General features: G+C 72.2%; 23 protein-coding genes. 10 read left to right on the top strand and 13 right to left on the bottom strand.

Annotation, left to right across the window (positions count from 1 at the left end):
• Positions 1-59 precede the first annotated feature (59 nt).
• A complete protein-coding gene (tuf, locus tag ABZ934_RS20645) occupies positions 60-1,238 on the bottom strand; it encodes an elongation factor Tu (RefSeq protein WP_361315093.1) in 1,179 nt (392 codons plus the stop codon).
• A 398-nt stretch (positions 1,239-1,636) separates the two neighbouring features.
• Between tuf and ABZ934_RS20650 the strand changes: the two genes are divergently transcribed.
• From ABZ934_RS20650 to lnt, 5 genes are all read left to right on the top strand, one after another.
• Positions 1,637-2,362, top strand: coding sequence for a TVP38/TMEM64 family protein (locus tag ABZ934_RS20650; protein ID WP_361315096.1), 726 nt, complete (start codon positions 1,637-1,639; stop codon positions 2,360-2,362).
• A 48-nt stretch (positions 2,363-2,410) separates the two neighbouring features.
• Positions 2,411-3,283, top strand: coding sequence for an undecaprenyl-diphosphate phosphatase (locus ABZ934_RS20655; protein WP_361315099.1), 873 nt, complete (start codon positions 2,411-2,413; stop codon positions 3,281-3,283).
• Between the two features lie 112 nt (positions 3,284-3,395).
• Positions 3,396-3,572 carry a hypothetical protein gene (locus ABZ934_RS20660; protein WP_190186999.1) on the top strand — a complete coding sequence of 59 codons (177 nt, stop codon included), beginning with the start codon at positions 3,396-3,398 and terminating at the stop codon, positions 3,570-3,572.
• Positions 3,573-3,663: 91 nt separating this feature from the next.
• Positions 3,664-4,131 carry a nuclear transport factor 2 family protein gene (locus ABZ934_RS20665; RefSeq protein ID WP_361315101.1) on the top strand — a complete coding sequence of 156 codons (468 nt, stop codon included), beginning with the start codon at positions 3,664-3,666 and terminating at the stop codon, positions 4,129-4,131.
• 39 nt (positions 4,132-4,170) lie between these two features.
• Positions 4,171-5,727 carry an apolipoprotein N-acyltransferase gene (gene lnt / locus ABZ934_RS20670; RefSeq protein ID WP_361315104.1) on the top strand — a complete coding sequence of 519 codons (1,557 nt, stop codon included), beginning with the start codon at positions 4,171-4,173 and terminating at the stop codon, positions 5,725-5,727.
• On the opposite strand, the gene ABZ934_RS20675 is transcribed toward lnt, so the two are convergent.
• The gene (locus ABZ934_RS20675; protein ID WP_361315107.1) at positions 5,672-6,577 is read right to left on the bottom strand and encodes a Gfo/Idh/MocA family oxidoreductase; all 906 of its coding nucleotides are present in this window, start codon (positions 6,575-6,577) and stop codon (positions 5,672-5,674) included. The two genes, lnt and ABZ934_RS20675, sit on opposite strands and share 56 nt — an antisense overlap.
• An 84-nt stretch (positions 6,578-6,661) precedes the next feature.
• On the opposite strand from ABZ934_RS20675, the gene ABZ934_RS20680 reads away from it, so the two are divergent.
• A complete protein-coding gene (locus tag ABZ934_RS20680; RefSeq protein ID WP_361315110.1) occupies positions 6,662-7,183 on the top strand; it encodes a DinB family protein in 522 nt (173 codons plus the stop codon).
• Between the two features lie 128 nt (positions 7,184-7,311).
• Positions 7,312-7,842: a hypothetical protein gene (locus ABZ934_RS20685; RefSeq protein WP_361315113.1), complete on the top strand. Its 531-nt coding sequence runs from the start codon at positions 7,312-7,314 to the stop codon at positions 7,840-7,842.
• 53 nt (positions 7,843-7,895) lie between these two features.
• On the opposite strand, the gene ABZ934_RS20690 is transcribed toward ABZ934_RS20685, so the two are convergent.
• From ABZ934_RS20690 to ABZ934_RS20725, 8 genes are all read right to left on the bottom strand, one after another.
• Positions 7,896-8,438, bottom strand: a complete 543-nt coding sequence (locus ABZ934_RS20690) for a hypothetical protein (RefSeq protein WP_361315115.1) — start codon at positions 8,436-8,438, stop codon at positions 7,896-7,898.
• Positions 8,439-8,532: 94 nt separating this feature from the next.
• Entirely contained in the window at positions 8,533-9,201 is a 669-nt protein-coding gene (locus ABZ934_RS20695) for a uracil-DNA glycosylase (RefSeq protein ID WP_361315220.1), read from the bottom strand.
• 125 nt (positions 9,202-9,326) lie between these two features.
• Positions 9,327-10,907 carry an ABC transporter substrate-binding protein gene (locus ABZ934_RS20700; RefSeq protein WP_361315117.1) on the bottom strand — a complete coding sequence of 527 codons (1,581 nt, stop codon included), beginning with the start codon at positions 10,905-10,907 and terminating at the stop codon, positions 9,327-9,329.
• A gap of 152 nt (positions 10,908-11,059) precedes the next feature.
• Positions 11,060-11,824 carry an SDR family oxidoreductase gene (locus tag ABZ934_RS20705; protein ID WP_361315120.1) on the bottom strand — a complete coding sequence of 255 codons (765 nt, stop codon included), beginning with the start codon at positions 11,822-11,824 and terminating at the stop codon, positions 11,060-11,062.
• A gap of 53 nt (positions 11,825-11,877) precedes the next feature.
• Positions 11,878-12,639 carry a 3-oxoacyl-ACP reductase FabG gene (gene fabG / locus ABZ934_RS20710; RefSeq protein WP_361315122.1) on the bottom strand — a complete coding sequence of 254 codons (762 nt, stop codon included), beginning with the start codon at positions 12,637-12,639 and terminating at the stop codon, positions 11,878-11,880.
• Positions 12,640-12,794: 155 nt separating this feature from the next.
• Positions 12,795-13,178: a DUF3037 domain-containing protein gene (locus tag ABZ934_RS20715; RefSeq protein ID WP_361315124.1), complete on the bottom strand. Its 384-nt coding sequence runs from the start codon at positions 13,176-13,178 to the stop codon at positions 12,795-12,797.
• Complete coding sequence (locus ABZ934_RS20720; RefSeq protein ID WP_361315127.1) at positions 13,175-14,020, bottom strand: HipA family kinase; 846 nt, start codon at positions 14,018-14,020, stop codon at positions 13,175-13,177. Before ABZ934_RS20720 ends, ABZ934_RS20715 begins: the two co-directional genes overlap by 4 nt.
• Positions 14,021-14,038: 18 nt before the next feature.
• Positions 14,039-14,695, bottom strand: a complete 657-nt coding sequence (locus ABZ934_RS20725) for a cysteine hydrolase (RefSeq protein WP_361315130.1) — start codon at positions 14,693-14,695, stop codon at positions 14,039-14,041.
• A 76-nt stretch (positions 14,696-14,771) separates the two neighbouring features.
• Here ABZ934_RS20725 and ABZ934_RS20730 point away from each other — a divergent pair, with 76 nt between their 5' ends.
• Positions 14,772-15,230 carry a pyridoxamine 5'-phosphate oxidase family protein gene (locus ABZ934_RS20730; RefSeq protein WP_361315132.1) on the top strand — a complete coding sequence of 153 codons (459 nt, stop codon included), beginning with the start codon at positions 14,772-14,774 and terminating at the stop codon, positions 15,228-15,230.
• A gap of 29 nt (positions 15,231-15,259) precedes the next feature.
• Here the strand turns inward: ABZ934_RS20730 and ABZ934_RS20735 are convergent, their stop codons facing one another.
• Positions 15,260-16,159, bottom strand: coding sequence for a LysR family transcriptional regulator (locus ABZ934_RS20735; protein ID WP_361315135.1), 900 nt, complete (start codon positions 16,157-16,159; stop codon positions 15,260-15,262).
• A 73-nt stretch (positions 16,160-16,232) separates the two neighbouring features.
• Here ABZ934_RS20735 and ABZ934_RS20740 point away from each other — a divergent pair, with 73 nt between their 5' ends.
• Entirely contained in the window at positions 16,233-17,183 is a 951-nt protein-coding gene (locus ABZ934_RS20740; protein ID WP_361315138.1) for a DMT family transporter, read from the top strand.
• 350 nt (positions 17,184-17,533) lie between these two features.
• Here ABZ934_RS20740 and ABZ934_RS20745 read toward each other — a convergent pair whose 3' ends face one another.
• Positions 17,534-18,868: an aminotransferase class I/II-fold pyridoxal phosphate-dependent enzyme gene (locus tag ABZ934_RS20745; RefSeq protein WP_361315141.1), complete on the bottom strand. Its 1,335-nt coding sequence runs from the start codon at positions 18,866-18,868 to the stop codon at positions 17,534-17,536.
• 37 nt (positions 18,869-18,905) lie between these two features.
• On the opposite strand from ABZ934_RS20745, the gene ABZ934_RS20750 reads away from it, so the two are divergent.
• Positions 18,906-19,628, top strand: a complete 723-nt coding sequence (locus ABZ934_RS20750; protein ID WP_361315143.1) for a pyridoxamine 5'-phosphate oxidase family protein — start codon at positions 18,906-18,908, stop codon at positions 19,626-19,628.
• Here ABZ934_RS20750 and ABZ934_RS20755 read toward each other — a convergent pair.
• Positions 19,610-20,569: an EamA family transporter gene (locus tag ABZ934_RS20755; protein ID WP_361315145.1), complete on the bottom strand. Its 960-nt coding sequence runs from the start codon at positions 20,567-20,569 to the stop codon at positions 19,610-19,612. The genes ABZ934_RS20750 and ABZ934_RS20755 overlap by 19 nt on opposite strands.
• Between the last annotated feature and the right edge of the window lie 153 nt (positions 20,570-20,722).

Raw genomic sequence — 20,722 nt, forward strand, 5'->3', positions numbered from 1 at the left:
TCCCGGGGGCCGGACCCAAGGGCTTGCAGGGAAGCAACACCTTGATTCCCTGCAAGCCCTTAGCCGACCGAGGTGACCGTCCCCGCGCCGACCGTGCGGCCGCCCTCGCGGATCGCGAAGCCGAGGCCGGCCTCCAGGGGAACGTCACGGCCCAGTTCGACGGTCATGGTGACCGTCTCCCCCGGCCGGGCCACCGCCACCGCCCCCAGGTCCACGTCCCCGACCACGTCGGCGGTGCGGATGTAGAACTGCGGCCGGTACCCGGAGGCCACCGGCGTCGTCCTGCCGCCCTCCCTGCCGGAGAGCACGTACACCCGGGCGGTGAAGCGGCGGCCGGGCACGACGCTGCCGGGCGCCGCGACCACGTGCCCGCGGCGCACCCCGTCGCGCGGCACGCCGCGCAGCAGCATGGCGACGTTGTCCCCGGCCTCGGCGGACTCCATCGGCTTGCCGAAGGTCTCCAGGCCGGTGACCACCGTCTCGACCGGCTCGCCGTCGCCGCCGAGCACGCTGACCCGGTCGCCCGTCCGCACGCCGCCGCGCTCGACGGCGCCGGTGACGACCGTGCCGCGCCCGGTGATGGTCAGCACGTTCTCCACCGAGAGCAGGAACGGCGCGTCCGTGTACCGCACGGGCATCGGCACGTACGTGTCCACCGCGTCCAACAGCGCCTCGACGGCCGCGGTCCAACGCGGGTCGCCTTCGAGCGCCCCGAGCCCGGAGACCCGTACGACCGGCGCGCCGTCACCGCCGTAGCCGTGGGCGGTGAGCAGTTCGCGGACCTCCAGCTCGACCAGGTCGGTGAGCTCCGGGTCCCCGGCGTCGGCCTTGTTGAGGGCCACCACGATGTGGTTCACGCCGACTTGGCGGGCGAGCAGCACGTGCTCGGCGGTCTGGGGCATCACCCCGTCGAGCGCGGAGACGACCAGGATCGCGCCGTCGAGCTGGGCCGCTCCCGTCACCATGTTCTTGATGTAGTCGGCGTGGCCGGGCATGTCGACGTGGGCGTAGTGGCGGGTGTCGGTCTCGTACTCGACGTGCGTGAGGTTGATGGTGATCCCGCGCCGGGCCTCCTCCGGGGCCCGGTCGATGCGGTCGAAGGGGACGAAGGAGGCACCGCCACGCTCGGCGAGGACCTTGGTGATGGCGGCGGTGAGGGTCGTCTTGCCGTGGTCGACGTGTCCCATGGTGCCGATGTTGAGGTGCGGCTTGGTGCGCACGAAGGCCGTCTTGGCCATGATGTCTTCCCGTGTGTCGCGAAGCTGAGAGCGGGACCCCTGGAGCGAACCGACCCTCCCCCTGTGGGGTCCGCCGGACGTTCCGGGAAGGGTCAGCTTCGTGCGCCGTCGAATGCGGCGAAGGGCAGTGCCTCTGCGAGGACGGCAGCCTTCGGCGCGTCCGCGACTGCGGACGGCGCTGCGGGGAAGGCGTACCGGGACATGCGGCTGATCCTGCCTCAGGGTGCCCGGGGACCGCGAACGCTTTTTCGGGACGGCGAACGGCGCCCGGCACGACGTGGCCTTCGTCACTGTCCGCGCGGGGCGCGGCCCGGTGGCCTCGCGGGTGTCGCCCGCCGTTCGTCCCCGCGTGACCCGCAGGACGGCGCCTCGGCGGACCCGTCGGCTAGTCTCCCGGAATGTCCCTTCTCCTCGCGCCGTGGACCCGGCTGTCGCTGCTCGTCCTGCTGCTCGCGGGGGGCGGCGTGGGCGTGCTGTTGTACCAGCCCCAGCGGTTGCTTTCGGAGGGCTTGCCGCCGGGACTCCCGGTGGGCACGGCGATGCTGCTGTTCGCGACGGTGTACGGCCTGTGCACGGCGGCGTTCGTCCCGAGGCCGTTGCTGAACCTGGCGGCCGGGGCGGTGTTGGGTTCCCCGCTCGGGTTGGTCGCGGCGGTCGCCGGCACGGTCCTCGGCGCCGCGATCTCCTTCGGCCTGGGCCGGGCACTGGGCCGTGGCGCGCTACGGCCGCTGGTGCGCGGCCGGTGGCTGCGCGCGGCCGACGGGCAGCTCGACCGCCACGGCTTCCGCTCGATGCTCGCGATCCGCGTCTTCCCGGGGGTTCCCTTCGCGGCAGCCAACTACTGTGCGGCGGTGTCCCGCTGCGGGTGGCTGCCCTTCCTCTGCGCGACCGCCCTGGGCACCGTCCCCAACACCGCCGCGTACGTGATCGCCGGAGCGAGCGCCTCCTCCCCGGATTCCCCGGCGTTCCTCGTCTCGTTCGGTTTCATCGCGGTGTCGGGGGTGGTCGCGGCGGCGGTCGCCTGGCGCAAGCGGCACCGCCTCGCGCCCCCGTCCGCGCCGGCGGCGTACGGTCTCGCGCCCCAGCACCCCCCTGCGGTCACCGGTGTTCCCCACGGGCCCTAGCATCGGACGCGACCCTCCCGACGATCACAAGGACGAGCGCACCCCGACATGAGCTGGTTCGAATCCCTAATCCTCGGTCTCGTCCAGGGGCTTACGGAGTTCCTCCCGATCTCCTCCAGCGCCCACCTCCGGCTGACCGCGGCATTCGCCGGCTGGCAGGACCCGGGCGCGGCCTTCACCGCGATCACGCAGATCGGCACCGAGGCCGCCGTGCTGATCTACTTCCGCAAGGACATCGCGCGGATCGTGTCCGCCTGGTTCCGTTCGCTCTTCGACAAGTCGCTGCGCGGGGACCAGGACGCCAAAATGGGCTGGCTGGTGATCGTCGGCTCGATCCCGATCGGTGTGCTGGGTGTCACGCTCAAGGACGCGATCGAGGGCCCTTTCCGCGATCTTCGGCTGACCGCCGCCACCCTCATCGTGATGGGCATCGTGCTCGGCGTCGCCGACCGGCTGGCGGCGCGTGACGAGCAGGGCGGCCGGCACCGCGCCGTCCGCGAGCGCAAGACGCTCAAGGAGCTCGGCGTCAAGGACGGTCTGATCTTCGGCATCTGCCAGGCGATGGCGCTGGTGCCGGGTGTCTCCCGTTCCGGCGCGACGATCTCCGGCGGTCTGCTGATGGGCTTCACGCGCGAGGCCGCGGCACGTTACTCCTTCCTCCTCGCCATCCCGGCGGTACTCGCCTCGGGCGGCATGGAGTTGACGAAGTTGGGTGAGGGCCAGATGTCCTGGGGCCCGACGGTCTTCGCCACGGTCATCGCCTTCTTCGTCGGTTACGTGGTGATCGCCTGGTTCATGAAGTTCATCTCCAGCAAGAGCTTCATGCCCTTCGTGGTCTACCGCATCCTGCTGGGCATCGCCCTGATCGTCCTGATCAGCATGAACGTGCTGAGCCCGCACGCGGGCGAATCGGCGGGGTAAATCACCGTTTCGCGTGAATCGGAGGCCGTCCGGGAACGTTCCCGGACGGCCTCCGCGTCGTTGTGCCTGTAAAGAGACGAGAGACCTGAGAGCAAGCAGCAGGGGGTGTCCCATGCGTCGAGTGGTGTTGGAGCGTTTTCCGGCCGGAAGTCCGAGGGGAAGCTGGCCGGCCGAGGAGTACGCGGCCCAGCGGATGCGGGAGGGTGTGCCCGCCGAGGTGGTGATGGACCTGGACAGCGACGCGTTCCTGGTCGTCGTGCGCCAGCGGGAGGCGCATTCCGGTCGCTGACGGACCGGCCGGGATCACCCGCGGCGGGCCGGCCGGATCACGTTCGCGCACGCCCCTTGGCCTCGCGGCCGGGCGCCCGCACACTGACCCGATGACGCAGCGTGTGGATCTCGCGACCGTGCTGGACCGGCTGGCGATCGACGAGGTGGTGTCGGGGTACGCGATGGCCGTCGACGACGGCGACTGGGACGCCTACCGGGCCCTCTTCACCCCGGACGGGCGGGCGGACTACCGGTCTGCGGGCGGCGTGGAGGGCCCGGCCGGGGAGGTCGCGCGGTGGCTGGCGCGGACCATGACCTTGTTCCCCGTACGCCAGCACCTGATCGTCAACCGGCTGGTCCGGTTGGAGGTCACCGACGGCGCCCCCGGTGACACGGCGCAGATGAGGGCAGACTTCCTCAACCCCATGCGGCTGGCCGACGCCGGGTCCGACCCGGCGGTCACCGTCCCCAACTTCGTCGCCGCGGGCCGCTATGCCTTCGCCTTGGCCCGCACGCGCGATGGCTGGCGGCTCTCCGGGGTAACCGTGCACGAGAAGTGGCGGCACCCGGCGGGCTGAAGCGGCCCCGCCGTCCCACACTGGAAGCGGAGGCGCCTCATGGTCCCGGAGCACAACGGGTGGTGGCGTGCGGCTGCCGCGGTCGCCGTGGGGGCGCTGCCCGCACTCGCCTTCCCCGCTCCCGCGCTCTGGTGGTTCGCCTACGTCGCCCTCGTGCCCTGGATGCTGCTTCTGAGGTCCGCCCCCACCGGGCGGCGCGCGGCCGTGGAGGGTTGGCTCGGCGGGGCCGGGTTCGTCTTCGCCGTCCACCACTGGCTGCTGCCCAGCCTGCACGTGTTCCTCTTCCTGCTGTCGGCCCTGCTCGGCGCGCTGTGGATTCCCTGGGCACTGCTCGTACGGGAACTACTCGGTGGCCTCGCGACGGCCGGTCGGGCGGGGGCGGCACTGGTGCTCGTACCGGCGGGTTGGTTGCTGCCGGAACTGGTGCGGTCCTGGCAGGGGCTGGGCGGCCCCTGGGGACTGCTCGGGGCCAGTCAGTGGCAGGTTCCGCCCGCGCTGCTGCTGGCGTCGGTGGGAGGCGTGTGGCTGGTGAGCCTGCTGGTGGTGGCGGTCAATTGTGCGCTGGCGCTGCTGGTCGCGGTGCCGGGGGCGCGGGTGCCCGCGGTGGCGGGAATGACGGGGTGTGCGTTGCTGACGGGGGCGGTGTGGCTGTGGGTGCCGCGTCCGGAGGTGTCGGGCGGGTTGCGCGTGGCCGTCGTACAGCCGGGTCTGGTGGCGGACGGTCCGGACAGCGCGGAGCGGCGGTTCGCGGCCGGGGAGCGGCTGACCCTGGAGCTGGCGGAGCGGCCGGCCGACCGGCGCCCCGACCTGGTGGTGTGGGGCGAGAGCAGCGTCGGCGAGGACCTGACGGCCCGGCCGGACCTGGCCCGGCGGCTCGCGGCGCTGTCGGCGCGGGTGGGCGCCCCGCTGTTGGTCAACGTGGACGCCCGGGGCAGTGATCGGCCCGGGATTTACAAGAGTTCCCTGCTGATCGGCCCGGAAGGGCCGACCGGCCAGCGGTACGACAAGATGCGGCTGGTGCCGTTCGGCGAGTACATACCGGCCAGGGCCCTGCTCGGCTGGGTCACCTCGTTCGGCAAGGCGGCGGGCGAGGACCGCAGGCGCGGGGACGCCCCCGCCCTGATGGCGCTGCCGGACCGGCCCGGGGTGCGGCTGGGCCCGCTGATCTGCTTCGAGTCCGCCTTCCCCGACATGAGCAGGCGGCTCGCCCGCGACGGGGCCGATCTGCTCGTCACCCAGTCGTCGACCTCCAGCTTCCAGGACGGTTGGGCACCGGCCCAGCACGCTTCGCTGGCCGCCCTGCGGGCCGCCGAGGACGGCCGGCCGGTGGTGCACGCCACCCTGACCGGCATCAGCGAGGTGTACGGGCCGTCCGGGGAGCGGATCGGGCCGGCGCTGGCCACCTCGGCGAGCACGGCGGCCGTGTACGAGCTTCCGCTCGCCCGGGGCACGACGCTCTACGTGCGCTTCGGGGACTGGCCGGTGGGCGCGGCCCTCGCCGCCCTGGCCGCCTTCTGCGCGGCGCGGGCGGCAAGTTCGCTCAGGCGGCCTGCTCCAGAGCCGAGCGCACCACCCGCTCGCACAGCTCATGGGTGAGCAGGGCGTCGCGGGCGCTGAGGACCCGGCCCGCCCCGACGGCTTCCAGGAAGGTGTCCACCACCTGTTCGATCCCGCGCTGGCGGGCGACCGGCACCCAGTCGCCGCGCCGGCGCACGGTCGGCTGGCCGCGGTGGTCGATGACCTCGGCGAGGTTGACGACCTGGCGCTTGGTGTCCTGCCCGGACACCTCCAGGATCTCCTCCGTCGAGCCGGAGAGGCGGTTCATGACGCCGAGCGCGGTGAATCCGTCGCCGGACATCTGGAGGACCACCTGGTGCATCAGCCCGTCGCGCACCACGGCCCGCACGTCGACGTGGTCGGCCTCGCCGGGCAGCAGGAAGCGCAGGGTGTCGACGACGTGGATGAAGTCGTCCAGGACCAGGGTGCGCGGGTCCTCGGGGATGCCCACCCGGTTCTTCTGCATGATGATCAGCTCGCGCGGGTGGTCGGCGCACTGCGCGTAACCGGGTGCGTGACGGCGGTTGAAGCCGACGGCGAGGGACACCCCGCGCGCCTCGGCCAGTTCGACGAGCGCCCGCGACTGGGCGAGTTCGTAGGCCAGGGGCTTGTCCACGTAGGTCGGTACGCCCGCCTCCAGCAGCCGGGTCACGATCTCGGGGTGGGCGGTGGTGGGCGCGTGGACGAAAGCGGCGTCCACGCCTTGGGCGATGAGCCCGTCGAGGGTGGTGTGGCGGCGTTCGGCGGGGACGTGGTGGATGTCGCCGATCCGCCGCAGGGTTTCGGGGGTTCGGGTCTGCAGGTGTAGCTCGACCCCGGGGCGGGTGGTGAGGACGGGCAGGTACGCCTTGCGGGCGATGTCGCCGAGTCCGATGACGCCGACCTTCACCGGGTACCTCCTGGTTGCTTCCTTGTGGGACGCTGGCAGCTTAATCCCTGGTGGCAGGGGCCGCGTTCGCCGAAGATGAGCGGCATGACCAGTTCTGGATCACACCGTGACGAGCCGTCCACCACCGCGAACGAGCGGGAGATGTTGGACGGCTGGCTCGACTACCACCGTTCCACCCTCGCCTGGAAATGCGAGGGCCTCAAGGAGGAGCAGCTGCGCAGCACTCCGCTCGCGCCGTCCGAGCTGAGCCTGCTCGGCCTGGTACGCCACATGGCGGAGGTGGAGCGCTACTGGTTCCGGGAGATCATGCTCGGCGCGGACCTGCCGGAGCTGTACTCCACGCGCGAAGACCCGGACGGTGACTTCCACTTCACCGCCGACGACACCTGGGCGGAGTCCGAGGAGGTCTGGCAGACGGAGGTCGAGCTGGCCCGGCAGGCCGCCGCGGGCCGGTCCCTGGACCTGCTGTCGGAGCCCGAGAGCCACCACCGCGGCGAGGTGTTCAGCCTGCGCTGGGTCTACACCCACATGATCGAGGAGTACGCGCGCCACAACGGCCACGCGGACCTGCTGCGCGAGCACATCGACGGCGCCACGGGCGACTAGTGGGTCCGGACCCGGACCCCGCGCCGGGCGTCAACCTGGGGTGCTTCGGCGGCCGGCCGTCACCCGTGCGGGGGCAATATCCGCTCCGGGTTTTCGCAACGGGGTCCCCGCACAGCAGAGTTGCGCGGGTGCATCCAACCCGAACCACGACAAAACTGCTGCTCGGAGTGGCCTGTGCCGTCTCGGCCGTCTCCGGCTGTGTGAACGTGAGCCCCACCGCGACGCAGCCCGCGGCGGGAACCTCCAGCGGGCAGCCGCCCCGGCACGAGCCGCGCGGCGGGCCGGGGGCCGTACCGGTGGTGGTCCAGGCCCCCGCGCTGGAGGCGCTGAAGGCGGCGCCGCGGGAGTCCGCGCGCCCGGCCGCTTCGGGAGGCTCCCACCTGCCCGCCCCACGCCCGTCGGGCCGGACCGCCGCGGGCGCGCAGGAGGGCGCGCCGCCCGTCATCGACATCCCGGAGCCCCGACGACCCGCGGGGGCGGCCCCCGGGCATTCCGGGGCCGTGCCCGACGCCTCCGGGCACGAGGCGGAGGTCGGCCGTAAGGTGATGCGGGAGCTGCCGGTCCGCCCGGCCGACGTGTGCGCCCTCGGGCGGCGCCACGGCCGCTGGCATCCGGACAGCCCGGAGGCCCGGATCTGCGCCGGCGTCCACGGCGGCTGACGCCGTACGGTGCCGGCCGCCAGGCGAGGCAGGTACGGGGGCGCCCGGACGGGCTACGGGCCCTGCTCGGGGAACGGCCGGGCCCGGCCGGCCCGGTCCCCGTCGAGCCGCCGCTCCAGCCGGGCGATGGCGGCCCGCACCCCGTTGCCGTAGCCGTCGTCGGCCAGCACGCCGGCGGCGGCCCGGGCCCGCGCGAGGTGGGCCCGGGCGGCCTCGGGGCGGCGCAGCTTCACGTAGTCGGCGGCCAGGCTCAGGTGCAGCGACGGGTAGAACACCCGGACCGCCTGATGCGGCTCCCGCTGTAGGGGCGGCCCCTCCGCGGTCCCCTCGACCGCCATCCCCTCGGCGGCGTTCCCCTCGGCCGCGCTCAGGGCCCGCAGGTCCCACGCCAGTTCCTCGGCGGGATCGTCCTGGGCGTCGGCCATGTAGTGCGCGAGGGTGCAGCGATGGAGCAGGTCGCCGCCCTCCCCGATCTCGGACCAGATCTCGCCGAGCCGGTTGCGGGCCTCCTCGCGGTCACCGGCGTGCAGCAGGATGACCGCCTGGCCGATCCTGGTCATGACGGCGTCCTCCGACGCCTCCCGCTGCTCCGTCAACGCGACCTCCGACTGCTCCGCCAGACCTGCTCCGGTCTGATCATCAAGACGCTAACCGGAGCAACCGGCTCAGGCACCGAGGCGCGGTGTGGCGTCAGCCCAGGTCCGGAATGCGCCAGTCGATCGGCTCATGGCCCTGCGCGGCGACGGCCTCGTTGATCTGCGTGAAGGGCCGGGAGCCGAAGAACTTCTTGGCCGACAGCGGGGAGGGGTGCGCGCCCTTGACGATCACGTGCCGCTCCTCGTCGATGAGCGGGATCTTCTTCTGGGCATAGGCACCCCAGAGGACGAAGACGACCGGGTCGGGGCGGGCGGAGACCGCGCGGATCACCGCGTCCGTGAACTTCTCCCAGCCCTTGCCCTTGTGGGAGTTGGGCTCGGCCTCGCGGACGGTGAGTACCGCGTTGAGCAGCAGGACACCCTGCTCGGCCCACGGCATCAGGTACCCGTTGTCGGGGATGGGGAGGCCGAGCTCCTCCTTCATCTCCTTGTAGATGTTGCGGAGCGAGGGCGGGGTCTTGACCCCGGGCCGCACGGAGAAGCACAGGCCGTGGCCCTGGCCCGCGCCGTGGTAGGGGTCCTGGCCGAGCACCAGCACCTTCACCTTGTCGAACGGCGTGGCGTCCAGGGCGGCGAAGACCTGCTCGTGGGGCGGGTAGACCGGCCCGTTGGCCCGCTCCTTCTCGACGAACTCCAGGAGCTCTTTGAAGTAGGGCTGGTCCAGCTCCCCGCCGATCGCGGGGAGCCAGGACTCGGGCAGCATCTGGCTCACGTCTACATCCTCCGGTACAGGTCCGTGCAACTGCTTGGTGCGACTGGATCCGAACCTACCCGGAGGCACTGACAACGCCTCATCCGCCCGTGCGGGACCCGTGCGGTGGGACCGGGCTACCAGCTGGTCTTGCGGTACAGCTCCCACATCTGCATGACGGTCTGCGGGTCCAGCGCCCGCTCGGCGCCCGCGACGTCGTCGCGCGCCGCCACGTACAGCTTGCCCTGCCACAACGGCAGCAGGCGGACGTCCTGCGCGAAGGTCTGCTGGGCCTGCTCGAATTCCTTGACGCCCGCCGAGCGGTCGCTCTCGCGGCGGGACTTGGGGAGCAGGTCGCCCAGGATGTCCGCCGGCTCGTACGGTGTGCCGACCGCGTTCTCCTTGCCGACGAACGGCGCGATGAAGTTGTCCGGGTCCGGGAAGTCGGGGAACCAGCCTCGACCGAAGACGGGGAACTCGCCGTTCTTGTAGCCGTCCTGGAACTCGATCCAGGGCTTGCTGCGCAGGGTGATCTTGAAGAGGCCGCTCTCGTCCAGCTGGCGCTTGATCTCGGTGAACTCGTCCGCCGTGGAGGAGCCGTACCGGTCGGTGGTGTACCAGAAGGTCAGCTCGACGGGCTGGGTGATGCCCGCGTCCCGGAGGGTCTTCCTGGCCTTCTCGACGCTGGGCTGCCCGTACATGTCGTAGAACGGCGTCTTGTGGCCCAGGACACCCTTGGGGACCATCGAGTAGAGCGGCTCGGCCGTGCCCTGGTAGACCTTGCTGACGAGGGCGCCGCGGTCGATGGTCTGGGCGATCGCCTGGCGCACGGCCGGCTTGGCGACCTGCGGGTCCTTGGGGTTGAAGACCAGGTAGCGGATCTCGGACCCGACGTTGTCGACGACCTGGACGCCCTTGTCGTGCGAGGCGGGGGTCTGGAGGTCCTTGATCTCGGCGGCGGACAGGCCGCGGTAGGTGGCGTCGATCTCCTTGTCCTTGAGCGCCGCGACCATCTTCTTGGAGTCCGTGAAGTAGCGGATGGTCACGGAGTCGTTGCGCCGGTTGGCGAAGCCCACGTAGCTGTCGTTGCGGCCGAGGACGGCCTCGCCGTCCTTGTAGGACGTCAGGACGTACGGGCCGGACCCGGTGGTCTTGCCGTCCTTGCGGACCTTGTCGGCGGGGTACTCGCCGGGCGGCACCAGCGAGGCGGCCGGCGAGCCGAGGACGTAGGGGAAGGTCGCGTCGGGGGTCTTCAGGTGGAAGACGACGGTCAGCGCGTCAGGGGTCTCGATCTTGTCCAGGCTGCCGAACAGGTCCTTCGGGCCGGTCTTGGCGCCGATCGTCTGGATGCGGTCCAGGGAGTGCTTGACGGCCTTGGCGTCGAGGGCCTCGCCGTCGGAGAACTTCAGGCCCTTGCGCAGCGTGCAGCGGTAGGACTCGTTGGCGGAGTCGGTGAACTCGCAGCTCTGCGCGGCGTCCGGCTCGGGCTTGGTGCTGCCGGTGGGAAAGGCCAGCAGGGTCTGGTAGATGTTCCGGTACAGCTCCCAGGAGCCGTCCCAGGCCGCCGCCGGGTCGAGGGTGCTCGGCTTGCTCGTCGTACCGACCACGATCGGCTTCTTGTCGGCACCGCTGTCATCGGAAAGCAGACCGCATCCGGCGAGCAGGGATATGGACGCAAGGGCTGCAGTGATCTGCAGGCATCTGGTCCGGTTGAACACGTGCACGCTCCTCGATCAGCCAGGGGTGCGGCAGACCCTACCGCAGTGCCTCACAAATCCAATGGGCAGGTTTGATGAGGCACTTGACCGATTTCATGCACATTCGATACGCATTTGCCTCCCTTTGGGAGGCAAATGCGTCCGGTTACCGGTCAGTGCACTCCGGCATTGAGGAACATTCCCCCGTCGACGACGAGAGTTTGCCCCGTGATCCATTCCGCTTGTGCAGACGTAAGAAACGCTGCGGCCCCTCCGATGTCCTCGGGGACGCCGAGTCGGCCGAGCGGATAGGCCGCCGACGCTTCCTGCTCGCGCCCCTCGTACAGGGCCTGCGCGAATTTGGTCTTGACCACCGCGGGCGCGATCGCGTTGACCCGGACCCCCGGCGCCATCTCGTGCGCGAGTTGGAGGGTCAGGTTGACCATGGCGGCCTTGCTCATCCCGTACGCGCCGATGAAGGGCGAGGCGGAGATTCCCGCGATGGAGGCGATGTTCACGATCGCGCCGCCATTGTCCTTCTGCCAGGCGTGCCAGGTGCGCTGGGCGAAGCCCAGCGCCGAGATCACGTTGGTCTCGAAGACCTTGCGCGCCACGCCGAGGTCGAGGTCCGCGATCGGTCCGAAGACGGGATTGGTTCCCGCGTTGTTGATCAGGAAGTCCACCCGCCCGAATGCTTCCATCGTGCGCTCCACGGCGAGGGCCTGGTGGGCCTCGTCGTGCGCCTTGCCGGGCACTCCGATCACCCGGTCCGCCCCGAGTGCCTCGACGGCCTCCTTGAGGGCGTCCTCGTTGCGTCCCGTGATGCAGACCCGGTCGCCGCGGGCGACCAGCGCCTCGGCGATGCCGTAGCCGATGCCCCGGCTCGCTCCCGTGATCAGGGCGACCTTGCCGCTGTCCGTTCCTTCGTACGTCGTCATCGCGCCGTGCCTCTCCTCGATTGCCGTGCCTCGCGTCGGTTGCCGGACCCGGGTCAGTTCAGCGGGCCGCCCGCCACGTACAGGACCTGGCCGGAGACGAAGCCGGCGGCCTCGCCGGTGAAGAAGGCGATGGCGTTGGCGATGTCGTCGGGGCGGCCCACGCGCTGCACCGGGATCTGCGTGGCGGCGGCGGCCTGGAACTCCTCGAAGCCCATGCCGACGCGGGCGGCGGTCTGGGCGGTCATCTCGGTGACGATGAAACCGGGGGCCACGGCGTTGGCGGTGACGCCGAACTTGCCGAGTTCGACGGCCAGCGTCTTGGTGAAGCCCTGGAGGCCGGCCTTGGCGGCGGAGTAGTTGGCCTGGCCGCGGTTGCCCAGCGCCGAGCTGCTGGAGAGGTTGACGATGCGGCCGAACTTGGCCTCCACCATGTACTTCTGACAGGCCCGGGCCATCAGGAACGCGCCCCGCAGGTGCACGTTCATGACGGTGTCCCAGTCGGTGTCGCTCATCTTGAAGAGCAGGTTGTCCCGGAGCACACCCGCGTTGTTGACGAGGACGGTCGGCGCGCCGAGCGTGTTCGCGACGCGCTCGACCGCGGCCTCCACCTGTGCGCTGTCCGAGACGTCGCAGCCGACCGCGAGGGCCGTGCCGCCCGCCGCCGTGATCGCCTCCACGGTGTCCTTGCAGGCGGCCTCGTCGAGGTCGAGCACGGCGACCGCACGGCCTTCGGCGGCCAGGCGCACGGCGGTGGCCGCGCCGATGCCCCGGGCCGCCCCGGTCACGATCGCTACACGCTGCTCGGTGGTGGACATGCTGGGTCTCCTCGCGCTCGGAATCCTCTGGAGCGGTGTCTCACGGGTGAGCAACCGCTTAGTAGCTTCAGCTGAGGAGACGCTAGGAGCCCTGGCACCCGGTGTCAACGGCACCGGGCCCCAGGGCCCCAGGTCGTACGGCTCCTCCTCCGCGTTCAGCGCACCAGCAGGTCGAGCAGTCGCTCCACCTCGACCTCCGGGTCGGCCGTCAGCCCCGTGTGGACGGGGCCCGGCTGCACGACGGTGCTGCGCGGCGCGATCAGCCACCGGAACCGGCGCCCCGGATCGTCCCCCGCCGCCTGACCGGCGCGCTCCCCGCCGCGGCAGAGCCCCTCGACGGCGTGCAGGGCGGCCCGGACGCCCGCCACGTCGGCGCCTGGGTCCAGGGCGCGGAGCTTGGCCTCGTCGAGATGGGTGCGCGCGGCGACGTAGGACTTCGCCCGGCAGTAGACGATCACGCCGGCGTTGAAACACTCGCCGCGCTCCACGCGGGGCACCACACGCACCAGCGCGTACTCGAACACGTCCCGCTTGATCACTCGCTGTCGCTCTTCTTCTTGGTCGTGTGGGGCCATTCGGGCAGGTGGTCGGTCAGCCAGCCCGGCGGCTTGGACGGGGCCTTCACCTCTGCCTCCATCGAGATCCTCTCGTGGATCGTGGCCGCGCGCCCCAGCAGCGCCTCCACGTAGGCCAGGCGCAGGGCGTCGGTCGAGTCGAAGCCGGGCTCGTCGACCAGCCACTCGTCGGGGACGTCGGCGGCGACCTCGGTGAGCAGTTCCCGCGTGACCAGCGGCGCGAGCACCTCGGCGGCGGCCGCGATGTCCGGGCCGAAGGGCGCCAGTACGTGGTCGGAGGCGTTGTAGGGCTTCGCGGCGGCGCTCCGGGCGGAGGGCCAGTTGTGGTGCCAGATCATGGTGGCGCCGTGGTCGATGAGCCAGACGTCCCCGTGCCAGACCAGCATGTTGGGGTTGCGCCACGACCGGTCGACGTTGTTGATCAATGCGTCGAACCACACCACTCGACCGGCCTCGACCGGGTCCACCCGGTACGCGAGCGGGTCGAAGCCGATCGAGCCGGGCAGGTAGTCCATCCCGAGGTTCAGCCCGCCGCTGGCCTTGAGCAGTTCCTGCACCTCCTGGTCGGGCTCGCCGAGCCCGATGACGGGATCGAGCTGCATCCGCACCAGCCTCGGGACCCGCAGGCCCAGCCGCTGACCCAGGAGGCCGCAGATGACCTCGGCGACCAGGGTCTTGCGGCCCTGGCCGGCTCCGGTGAACTTCATGACGTAGGTACCGAGATCGTCGGCCTCGACGATCCCCGGGAGCGAGCCGCCCTCACGCAGAGGCGTGACGTAACGGGTCGCGATCACTTCGGACAGCATCCGCCCAGGTTACGGGGGTCAGCGCGCGGGGTCCCACTCGTTGAGGAGGGCTTCGGTCGTGATGACGGTGGCGACGAGGGAAAGGGAGTTGCGGATCACCTCGTCCGTGTAGGCGGCGGGCACTCCACAGACGGCGTCCGAGGGCACCACGACCCGGTAGCCGAGGTTCACGGCGTCGAAGACGGTGTTGGGGATCGCGATGTTGGACGAGACGCCGGTGACGACCAGGGTGCGGACGCCGAGGTTGCGCAGCAGGGGGTCGAGGTCGGTGCCGGCCATCGGCGAGAGCCCGTGCAGGCGGCGCACGATCAGGTCCCGCTCGGCCACCTCGATGGGCGGGGCCACTTCCACCGCCCGGGTTCCGGACAGCTGGCGCACCGGCAGTCGCCCGGCGGCCCGGAAGAGCCGGGCGTTCGTGTTGGCCGCGAGGCCGTCGCGGCGCCGTTCGGCGACCGCGTGCACCACCTGTACGCCGGACCGGTGCGCGGCGGCGACCAGGGCGGCCACCCGGTTCAGCATCCCGGAGTCCCGCGCTTCCTTGGCCAGTTCGGGCAGGGCGCTCTCGTCGCCGACCACCCCGTTCTGGCATTCGACGGTGAGGAGGGCGGTGGTGGCGGTATCGGATGCGGGTGCGGGTCCGGGTGCGGGTCCGGGTGCGGGTCCGGGTTGCGGCATGGCTCCCCCTGGCGTGACGGCCGAAGAGCCCGCATGATTCCTGACACACAATCAGATGTGAAGGGGTGCAGGACGCATGGACGGGACACAGCGGCGGGGCCGGCGGATCATGATGACCGACGAGGAGGTGGACGCCTTCCTGCGCGAGCAGCGCACGTGTCGGGTGGCCACGGTCTCTCCCGACGGGCGCCCCCACGTGGGCGCCCTGTGGTTCGCCTGGGACGGCCGGTCGCTGTGGCTGTACTCGATCACGCGCAGCCGCCGCTGGTCGGACCTGCGCCAGGACCCGCGGATGTCGGTGGTCGTGGACGCGGGCGAGGCGTACGACGAGCTGCGCGGGGTCGAGCTCTCGGGCGACGCCGTCTTCGTGGGCGAGGCTCCCCGCACGGGCGAGCCCTGCCCGGAACTGGCGGAGCCGGAGCGCCTGTTCCCGGCCAAGAACTTCGGCATCGCGGAGATGCCGCACGACGGCCGGCACGCCTGGATCAGGCTCACCCCGGACTCGGTCGTCTCCTGGGACTTCCGCAAACTGTAGGCCGGGCGGTACGCGCCGGCCTGCGGCGCTCAGAGAGCGAGGGCGGCCGTCCGCAGGGCCTCCACGGCGGCCCGGATCGAGGGCCGCCGGTCGGCATCGGCGCGCCAGACGACGTACACGTGACGCTGGACGGCGTCTCGGACGGGCAGCAGCCGGACCCCCTCGGGCATCGGCCCGCGCCCGAGCCGTGGCGTCACGCACACCCCCAGGCCGGCTTCCACGAAGGCCAGTTGGGTGTGGTGCTCCTCGGCGATGTGCGCGACGCGGGGCTCGATGCCCATGTCGCGCAGGGTGAACACCAGCCACTCGTGGCAGAACTGGCCCTCGTTCCAGGAGATCCACTCGTCGGCGGCGAAGTCGGCGAGGCCGACCTCGCTCCGCCCGGCCAGCGGGTGCCCGGCCGGCACGGCGACGTCACAGGAGTCGTCGAGCAGGTGCGCGCGGGTCAGTTCGGCGGGCACCGGCATCCGCTTGTTGTACCAGTCGATGGCCAGCGCCAGGTCGAGGTCGCCGCGCACGACGGCCGCCATCGCCTCCTCGGGCTCCTGCTCCCGGACCCGCGGCCGCAGTTCGGGGTGGTCGTCGCGCAGCGCGGACAGGGCGGGCGGCAGCAGGCCGCGCATCGCGGTCGGGAAGGCGCCGATGCCCAGTTCGCCGACGGCGCAGCCGCGCCGGGCCTCGACATCGGCCTGCGCGAGTTCGACCTGCGAGATGATCCGCGCCGCGTGACCGGCGAGCAGCCGTCCCGCGTCGGTGAGCCGGACCCCGCGCCCGTTCTTGACCAGCAGGGGTTGCCCGACCTCGCGCTCCAGCTTGGCCATCTGCTGGGAGACCGCGGAGGTGGTGACGTGCAGGCCGTCCGCCGCGCCGCTGACCGATCCGTGGCGGGCGAGGGCGTCCAGGGTGCGCAGGCGCTCCAGGTTCAACATGTAAGCGATGCTACGGGGTCATGGTGACAAAATCTCGCTTGTTCTAATCGTTCTCGGGCACCAGAGTGAACCCATGAGCGCACCCGCCACCACCAGGTCCGTCCCGACCACCACCCTCTCCCCCGCCCCCGGCACCCGCACCCTCGACTGGCGCGTGCGGTTCGCCGTCCTCTCGGTGATCTGGGGCTTCAGCTTCCTCCTGATCAAGGTGGGCACCGACGGCTACGCGCCGTTCCACGTGGCCTTCGGACGGGTCCTGTGCGGGGCGCTCGCCCTCCTCGCGGTGCTGCTCGTCCGCCGTGAGCCCCTCCCCCGCGGCCGGCGCACCTGGGCCCACCTGACGGTGAGCGCGCTGCTGCTCAACACCGCGCCGTTCTCGCTGTTCGCCTTCGCCGAGCAGAGCATCCCCTCCAGCCTCGCCGGGATCTGCAACGCCACATCGCCGCTGTGGGGCATGGTGCTCTCGCTCGTGGCGCTGTCCGAGGACCGCCCGACCCGGCGCCGCTTCGCGGGGCTGGGGCTCGGCTTCCTGGGGGTCCTGACCGTGCTCGGCGCCTGGCAGGGCTTCTCCGGTGTCGACGCCAGGGGCGCCGCCCTCGCCCTGCTGGCCTCGCTGTGCTACCCCATCGGCTGGATCTACGTCCGCCGCACCCTGGCCGGCACACCGGGCTCCCCGGTGGCGATGACCGGCGCCCAGCTCATGGTCTCGGCGCTCCAACTGCTCGTGGTGAGCGCGCTGTTCACCTCAGCGCCCAGCGGCTTCCCGCTCTGGCCCACCCTGGCGGTGGTGGCCCTGGGCGCCCTCGGGACGGGCACGGCCCTGCAGATGCAGTACGGCCTGGTGGCGGAGGTCGGCCCGACCACCGCGCAGATGGTCACGTACTTCGTCCCGGTCATCGCCACCACGGCCGGCGTCCTCGTCCTCGGCGAGCAGCTCCACTGGAACACCCCGGTCGGCGCGGCCATCGTCCTCGCGGGCGCCGCCCTCACCCAGGCCCGGCCCTCGGTCCGCGGGTCCGCCTGACGACTGTTACGGTCCGGGCGATCACCACGACGCCCGGGGGCACATGAACAGCACCGTCTTCCTCACTATGGGCCTGGCCGGAGCCCTTCTCGGCGGCTGGATCGCCCTGAACGTGCGGGGATCGGCCGCCTCGCCGGAGCGCCGGAGTGATGCCAACGCCGAGTTGCGCATGCACGCGCAGGGCGACCTCGGCCCGGCACAGAGGCGCATGTCGGCCCGCCTCATCCGCCTCTTCGGCGCGGTGATCGGCTTGAGCGGGATGCGTGCTCATGCTGGGTGGGCTGCTGGAGCCCGTCGCCTGACCTCCCGGCAAGTGGCCGGGCCGCCCCGCCCCACGCCCGCGCCCCACGTCACGCGTAGCGCACCCCAGCGGGGCCCGGCCTGACCGCCGCGGCCACCGCGTCGGCCAGGCCCGGCAGTTCGGCGGGCTCGACCCCGGACACCGTCACCCGCACCCCGGGGCCGCTTTCCACCCGGAACCGCGCCCCCGGGGCGACGGCCCACCCGGCGCCCAGCAGCCGCGTCACCGTCCCCGTCTCGTCGGCGACGGGCACCCACACGTTCATCCCGCTGCGCCCCCGGGCCCGTACCCCGCGCTCCGCGAGCGCCGCCACCAGGCCGTCCCTCCGTTCCCCGTAGGACCGGGCCACCGCCGCGGGGTCGAGCGCGCCGGAAGACCACAGCTCCACCACCGCGTACTGGAGCAGTCGGCTCACCCACCCCGGCCCCAGCCGCTGCCTGCCGCGCACCCGGTCCATCGTCACCGCGTCGCCGGTCAGCACCGCGAGCCGCAGGTCGGGGCCGTACGCCTTCGCCGTCGAGCGGACCAGCGCCCAGTGCCGGGTCACCCCGCCCAGGCAGTGCAACGGCAGGTCCACGATGCCGTGGCCGTGGTCGTCGTCCAGGACCAGCACCCCGGGATGGCGGGACAGCAGTGCGCGCAGCTCCGCCGCCCGGGCCCCGCCGACCGCGGCGCCCGTGGGGTTCTGCGCCCGGGACGTCACCACCAGCGCCCGGGCACCGGCCGCCAGGACCCGCGCCACCGCCTCCGGCCGCGGCCCCTCGTCGTCCACCTCCAGCGGCAGCACCGGCAGACCCAGGGCTGCCGCCAGGTCCAGCACACTGCCCCAACCCGGGTCCTCCACCGCCACCGCGTCCCCGGGCCGCAAGTGCGCCGCCAACACCCGCTCGATGCCGTCCAGCGCGCCCGAGGTCACCGCCATCGCTCCGGGCGGCACCCCGTCCGCGTCGAACCCGGCCCGGGCCAGCCGGGCGAGCTCCGGCGCGACCGGGTCGGCCCCGTACAGGGTCGGCGCCTTCGCGTACCGGCCGGCCGCGGCGGCGAGGGCGCCGTCCAGCGGGGGCAGCAGCGCCACGTCGGGGTTGCCCGAGGCGGCGTCCCGGACGCCGTCCGGGACCACCGTACGCAGTTCGTCGCGGGGCGCGCTCGCAGGCCGGGCCCTTACGCGACTGCCGCGCCGGCCGTCCGTCTCGATGACCCCGCGTTCGCGCAGCGTCCGGTACGCGGCGGCGACGGTGTTGGGGTTCACCCCCAGCACGCCCGCCAGCTGCCGCATCGGCGGCAGCAGCGCTCCCGGCGCGAGCGCGCCCGATCCGATGCCCGCCTCGACGCTGGCCGCGATGTCCGATGCGCGACGCCCGATGATCCGATACTCTCCTAGCACAAACAGGATTATGCACTAGTACAACGGAGTTCGCACCATGAGCGTCACGCCCGTCACCGAGCCGACCGACCAGCCGACCGAACCGGCGACCACGGACGCCGCACCGACCGACTCGTACGCGCCCACCTCGCGCACCGTTCCGACCCGCTCCAAGGACCGGGCCCGCTACGACCGCGAGACGGTCCACTCGATACTCGACCAGACCTACCTGTGCCACCTCGGCTTCGTCCGCGACGGCGCGCCGGTGGTACTGCCGACCCTCTTCGGCCGGGTGGGCGAACGGCTCTACCTCCACGGCTCGACGGGCTCCCGCCCGCTGCTCGCCGCCGGCACGACCGACCCCGGACTGCCCGTGTGTGTGACCGTCACGCATGTCGACGGCCTGGTTCTGGCGCGCTCCGCCTTCCACCACTCGATCAACTACCGCTCCGTGGTCGTGCACGGCACCGCGTACCAGGTCACCGACGAGAAAGAGCGCCGCATGGCGCTCGACGCCCTGGTCGACCACGTCGTCCCGGGCCGTTCCGCCGACTCCCGCCCGGCCAACGCCAAGGAACTCGCGGCCACGGCGGTGATCCGCCTGGACCTCGACGAGGTGTCGGCGAAGCTCCGTACCGGCGGCCCGAACGACGACGCCGAGGACCTGGACCTGCCCTTCTGGTCGGGCGTGGTCCCGGTCGCCCCGGCGTACGGAGCCCCGGTCCCGGCCGCCGACCTGGCCCCCGGCATCGCCGTCCCCGGCTACCTCGCCGCGCTCTGAGCCAACGGGGCGGGCCGGACATCTTCCGACCCGCCCGCCGGCCGCCGCGCCTCGGCGGCGATCAGGGCACCGACCGCGGTCAACAGCAGTACGGTGCCCAGCACCACCGCGCCGGTCAGCCGCTCACCGAGCAGCAGGACGGCGATCACCGCGGCGCTCACCGGCTCGATCAGCATGATCACGGACACGGTCGCGGCCCGCACCGCCGCGGCGCCCGTGAAGTACAGGGCGTACGCCAGGGCCGTCGGCACCACGGCGACGTACACCAGCAGCCAGCCCACCCGGGCCGGTTCGGCGGTGTGCGGGAGCAACCCCTCCATCACCGCGAGCGGCAGCAGGCACACCGCGCCCACCCCCACCGACCAGGCGGTGGTGACGAGCGGGTCCCCGCCCGCCCCGCGCTGCCCCAGCCACCGGGCGCGCAGGGTCATCCCCGCGTAGCCCGCCGCCGACAACAGCGCCCAGCCGACACCGACCGGCCGCACGTCACCGCCGCCGCCGCCCAGCACCAGAACGGCGAGGCCGGCCAGCGCCCCGCCCACCGCCGCGGCCCCGCCCCGGCCGAGCCGCTCGCCCATCCAGTACCGCGCGCCGAGCGCGATCAGCACGGGGCCGGCGCCCAGGGTGACCACGGTGCCCACCGCAAGGCCCGTCTCCCGCACGGCGCCGAAGTACGCGGCCTGAAAAACGGTGAACATCAGACCGGTGCCGATCAGGGACCGGACGGAAGGACGGGGCGCACGGCCGGGGCGGCGGCGTACGGCGAGCACCCCCGCCAGGACGAGGAGGCCGCCCGCGCTCCGCCAGAACGAGAGGGCGAGCGGGCCGAGGCCACTGGTCAGGAAGAGGAGCGAGGCAGCCGCCCCGGCGGTGCCCCAGGCGGCTCCGGCGACGACGAGGTACAGCAGACTGCGCCCGGAAGCGGGCGAATGGTTCGACACAGGTGTCTCCGCGCATGCGTGAAGGATGAGAAGAACGGGTCATCGCTTCGCGGGCAGCGTGAGTCCGCCCGGGTCACTCCCGGGCCGGGACTGTTGGCGTGAGGGCCGCCCGCGCTACGCGGCGGGAGGCGGAAGCACTGCGGTCGTAGGCAC

Source organism: Streptomyces sp. NPDC046557, assembly GCF_040645975.1.
Classification (GTDB): domain Bacteria; phylum Actinomycetota; class Actinomycetes; order Streptomycetales; family Streptomycetaceae; genus Streptomyces.

What these genes read in the sequence shown, in the direction of transcription:
- tuf (WP_361315093.1), bottom strand. Translation starts at nt 1,238, where the DNA reads ATGGCCAAGACGGCCTTCGTGCGCACCAAGCCGCACCTCAACATCGGC.
- ABZ934_RS20650 (WP_361315096.1), top strand. Translation starts at nt 1,637, where the DNA reads ATGTCCCTTCTCCTCGCGCCGTGGACCCGGCTGTCGCTGCTCGTCCTG.
- ABZ934_RS20655 (WP_361315099.1), top strand. Translation starts at nt 2,411, where the DNA reads ATGAGCTGGTTCGAATCCCTAATCCTCGGTCTCGTCCAGGGGCTTACG.
- ABZ934_RS20660 (WP_190186999.1), top strand. Translation starts at nt 3,396, where the DNA reads ATGCGTCGAGTGGTGTTGGAGCGTTTTCCGGCCGGAAGTCCGAGGGGA.
- ABZ934_RS20665 (WP_361315101.1), top strand. Translation starts at nt 3,664, where the DNA reads ATGACGCAGCGTGTGGATCTCGCGACCGTGCTGGACCGGCTGGCGATC.
- lnt (WP_361315104.1), top strand. Translation starts at nt 4,171, where the DNA reads ATGGTCCCGGAGCACAACGGGTGGTGGCGTGCGGCTGCCGCGGTCGCC.
- ABZ934_RS20680 (WP_361315110.1), top strand. Translation starts at nt 6,662, where the DNA reads ATGACCAGTTCTGGATCACACCGTGACGAGCCGTCCACCACCGCGAAC.
- ABZ934_RS20695 (WP_361315220.1), bottom strand. Translation starts at nt 9,201, where the DNA reads ATGCTGCCCGAGTCCTGGCTCCCCGCGATCGGCGGGGAGCTGGACCAG.
- ABZ934_RS20705 (WP_361315120.1), bottom strand. Translation starts at nt 11,824, where the DNA reads ATGACGACGTACGAAGGAACGGACAGCGGCAAGGTCGCCCTGATCACG.
- fabG (WP_361315122.1), bottom strand. Translation starts at nt 12,639, where the DNA reads ATGTCCACCACCGAGCAGCGTGTAGCGATCGTGACCGGGGCGGCCCGG.
- ABZ934_RS20720 (WP_361315127.1), bottom strand. Translation starts at nt 14,020, where the DNA reads ATGCTGTCCGAAGTGATCGCGACCCGTTACGTCACGCCTCTGCGTGAG.
- ABZ934_RS20725 (WP_361315130.1), bottom strand. Translation starts at nt 14,695, where the DNA reads ATGCCGCAACCCGGACCCGCACCCGGACCCGCACCCGGACCCGCACCC.
- ABZ934_RS20730 (WP_361315132.1), top strand. Translation starts at nt 14,772, where the DNA reads ATGGACGGGACACAGCGGCGGGGCCGGCGGATCATGATGACCGACGAG.
- ABZ934_RS20735 (WP_361315135.1), bottom strand. Translation starts at nt 16,159, where the DNA reads ATGTTGAACCTGGAGCGCCTGCGCACCCTGGACGCCCTCGCCCGCCAC.
- ABZ934_RS20740 (WP_361315138.1), top strand. Translation starts at nt 16,233, where the DNA reads ATGAGCGCACCCGCCACCACCAGGTCCGTCCCGACCACCACCCTCTCC.
- ABZ934_RS20750 (WP_361315143.1), top strand. Translation starts at nt 18,906, where the DNA reads ATGAGCGTCACGCCCGTCACCGAGCCGACCGACCAGCCGACCGAACCG.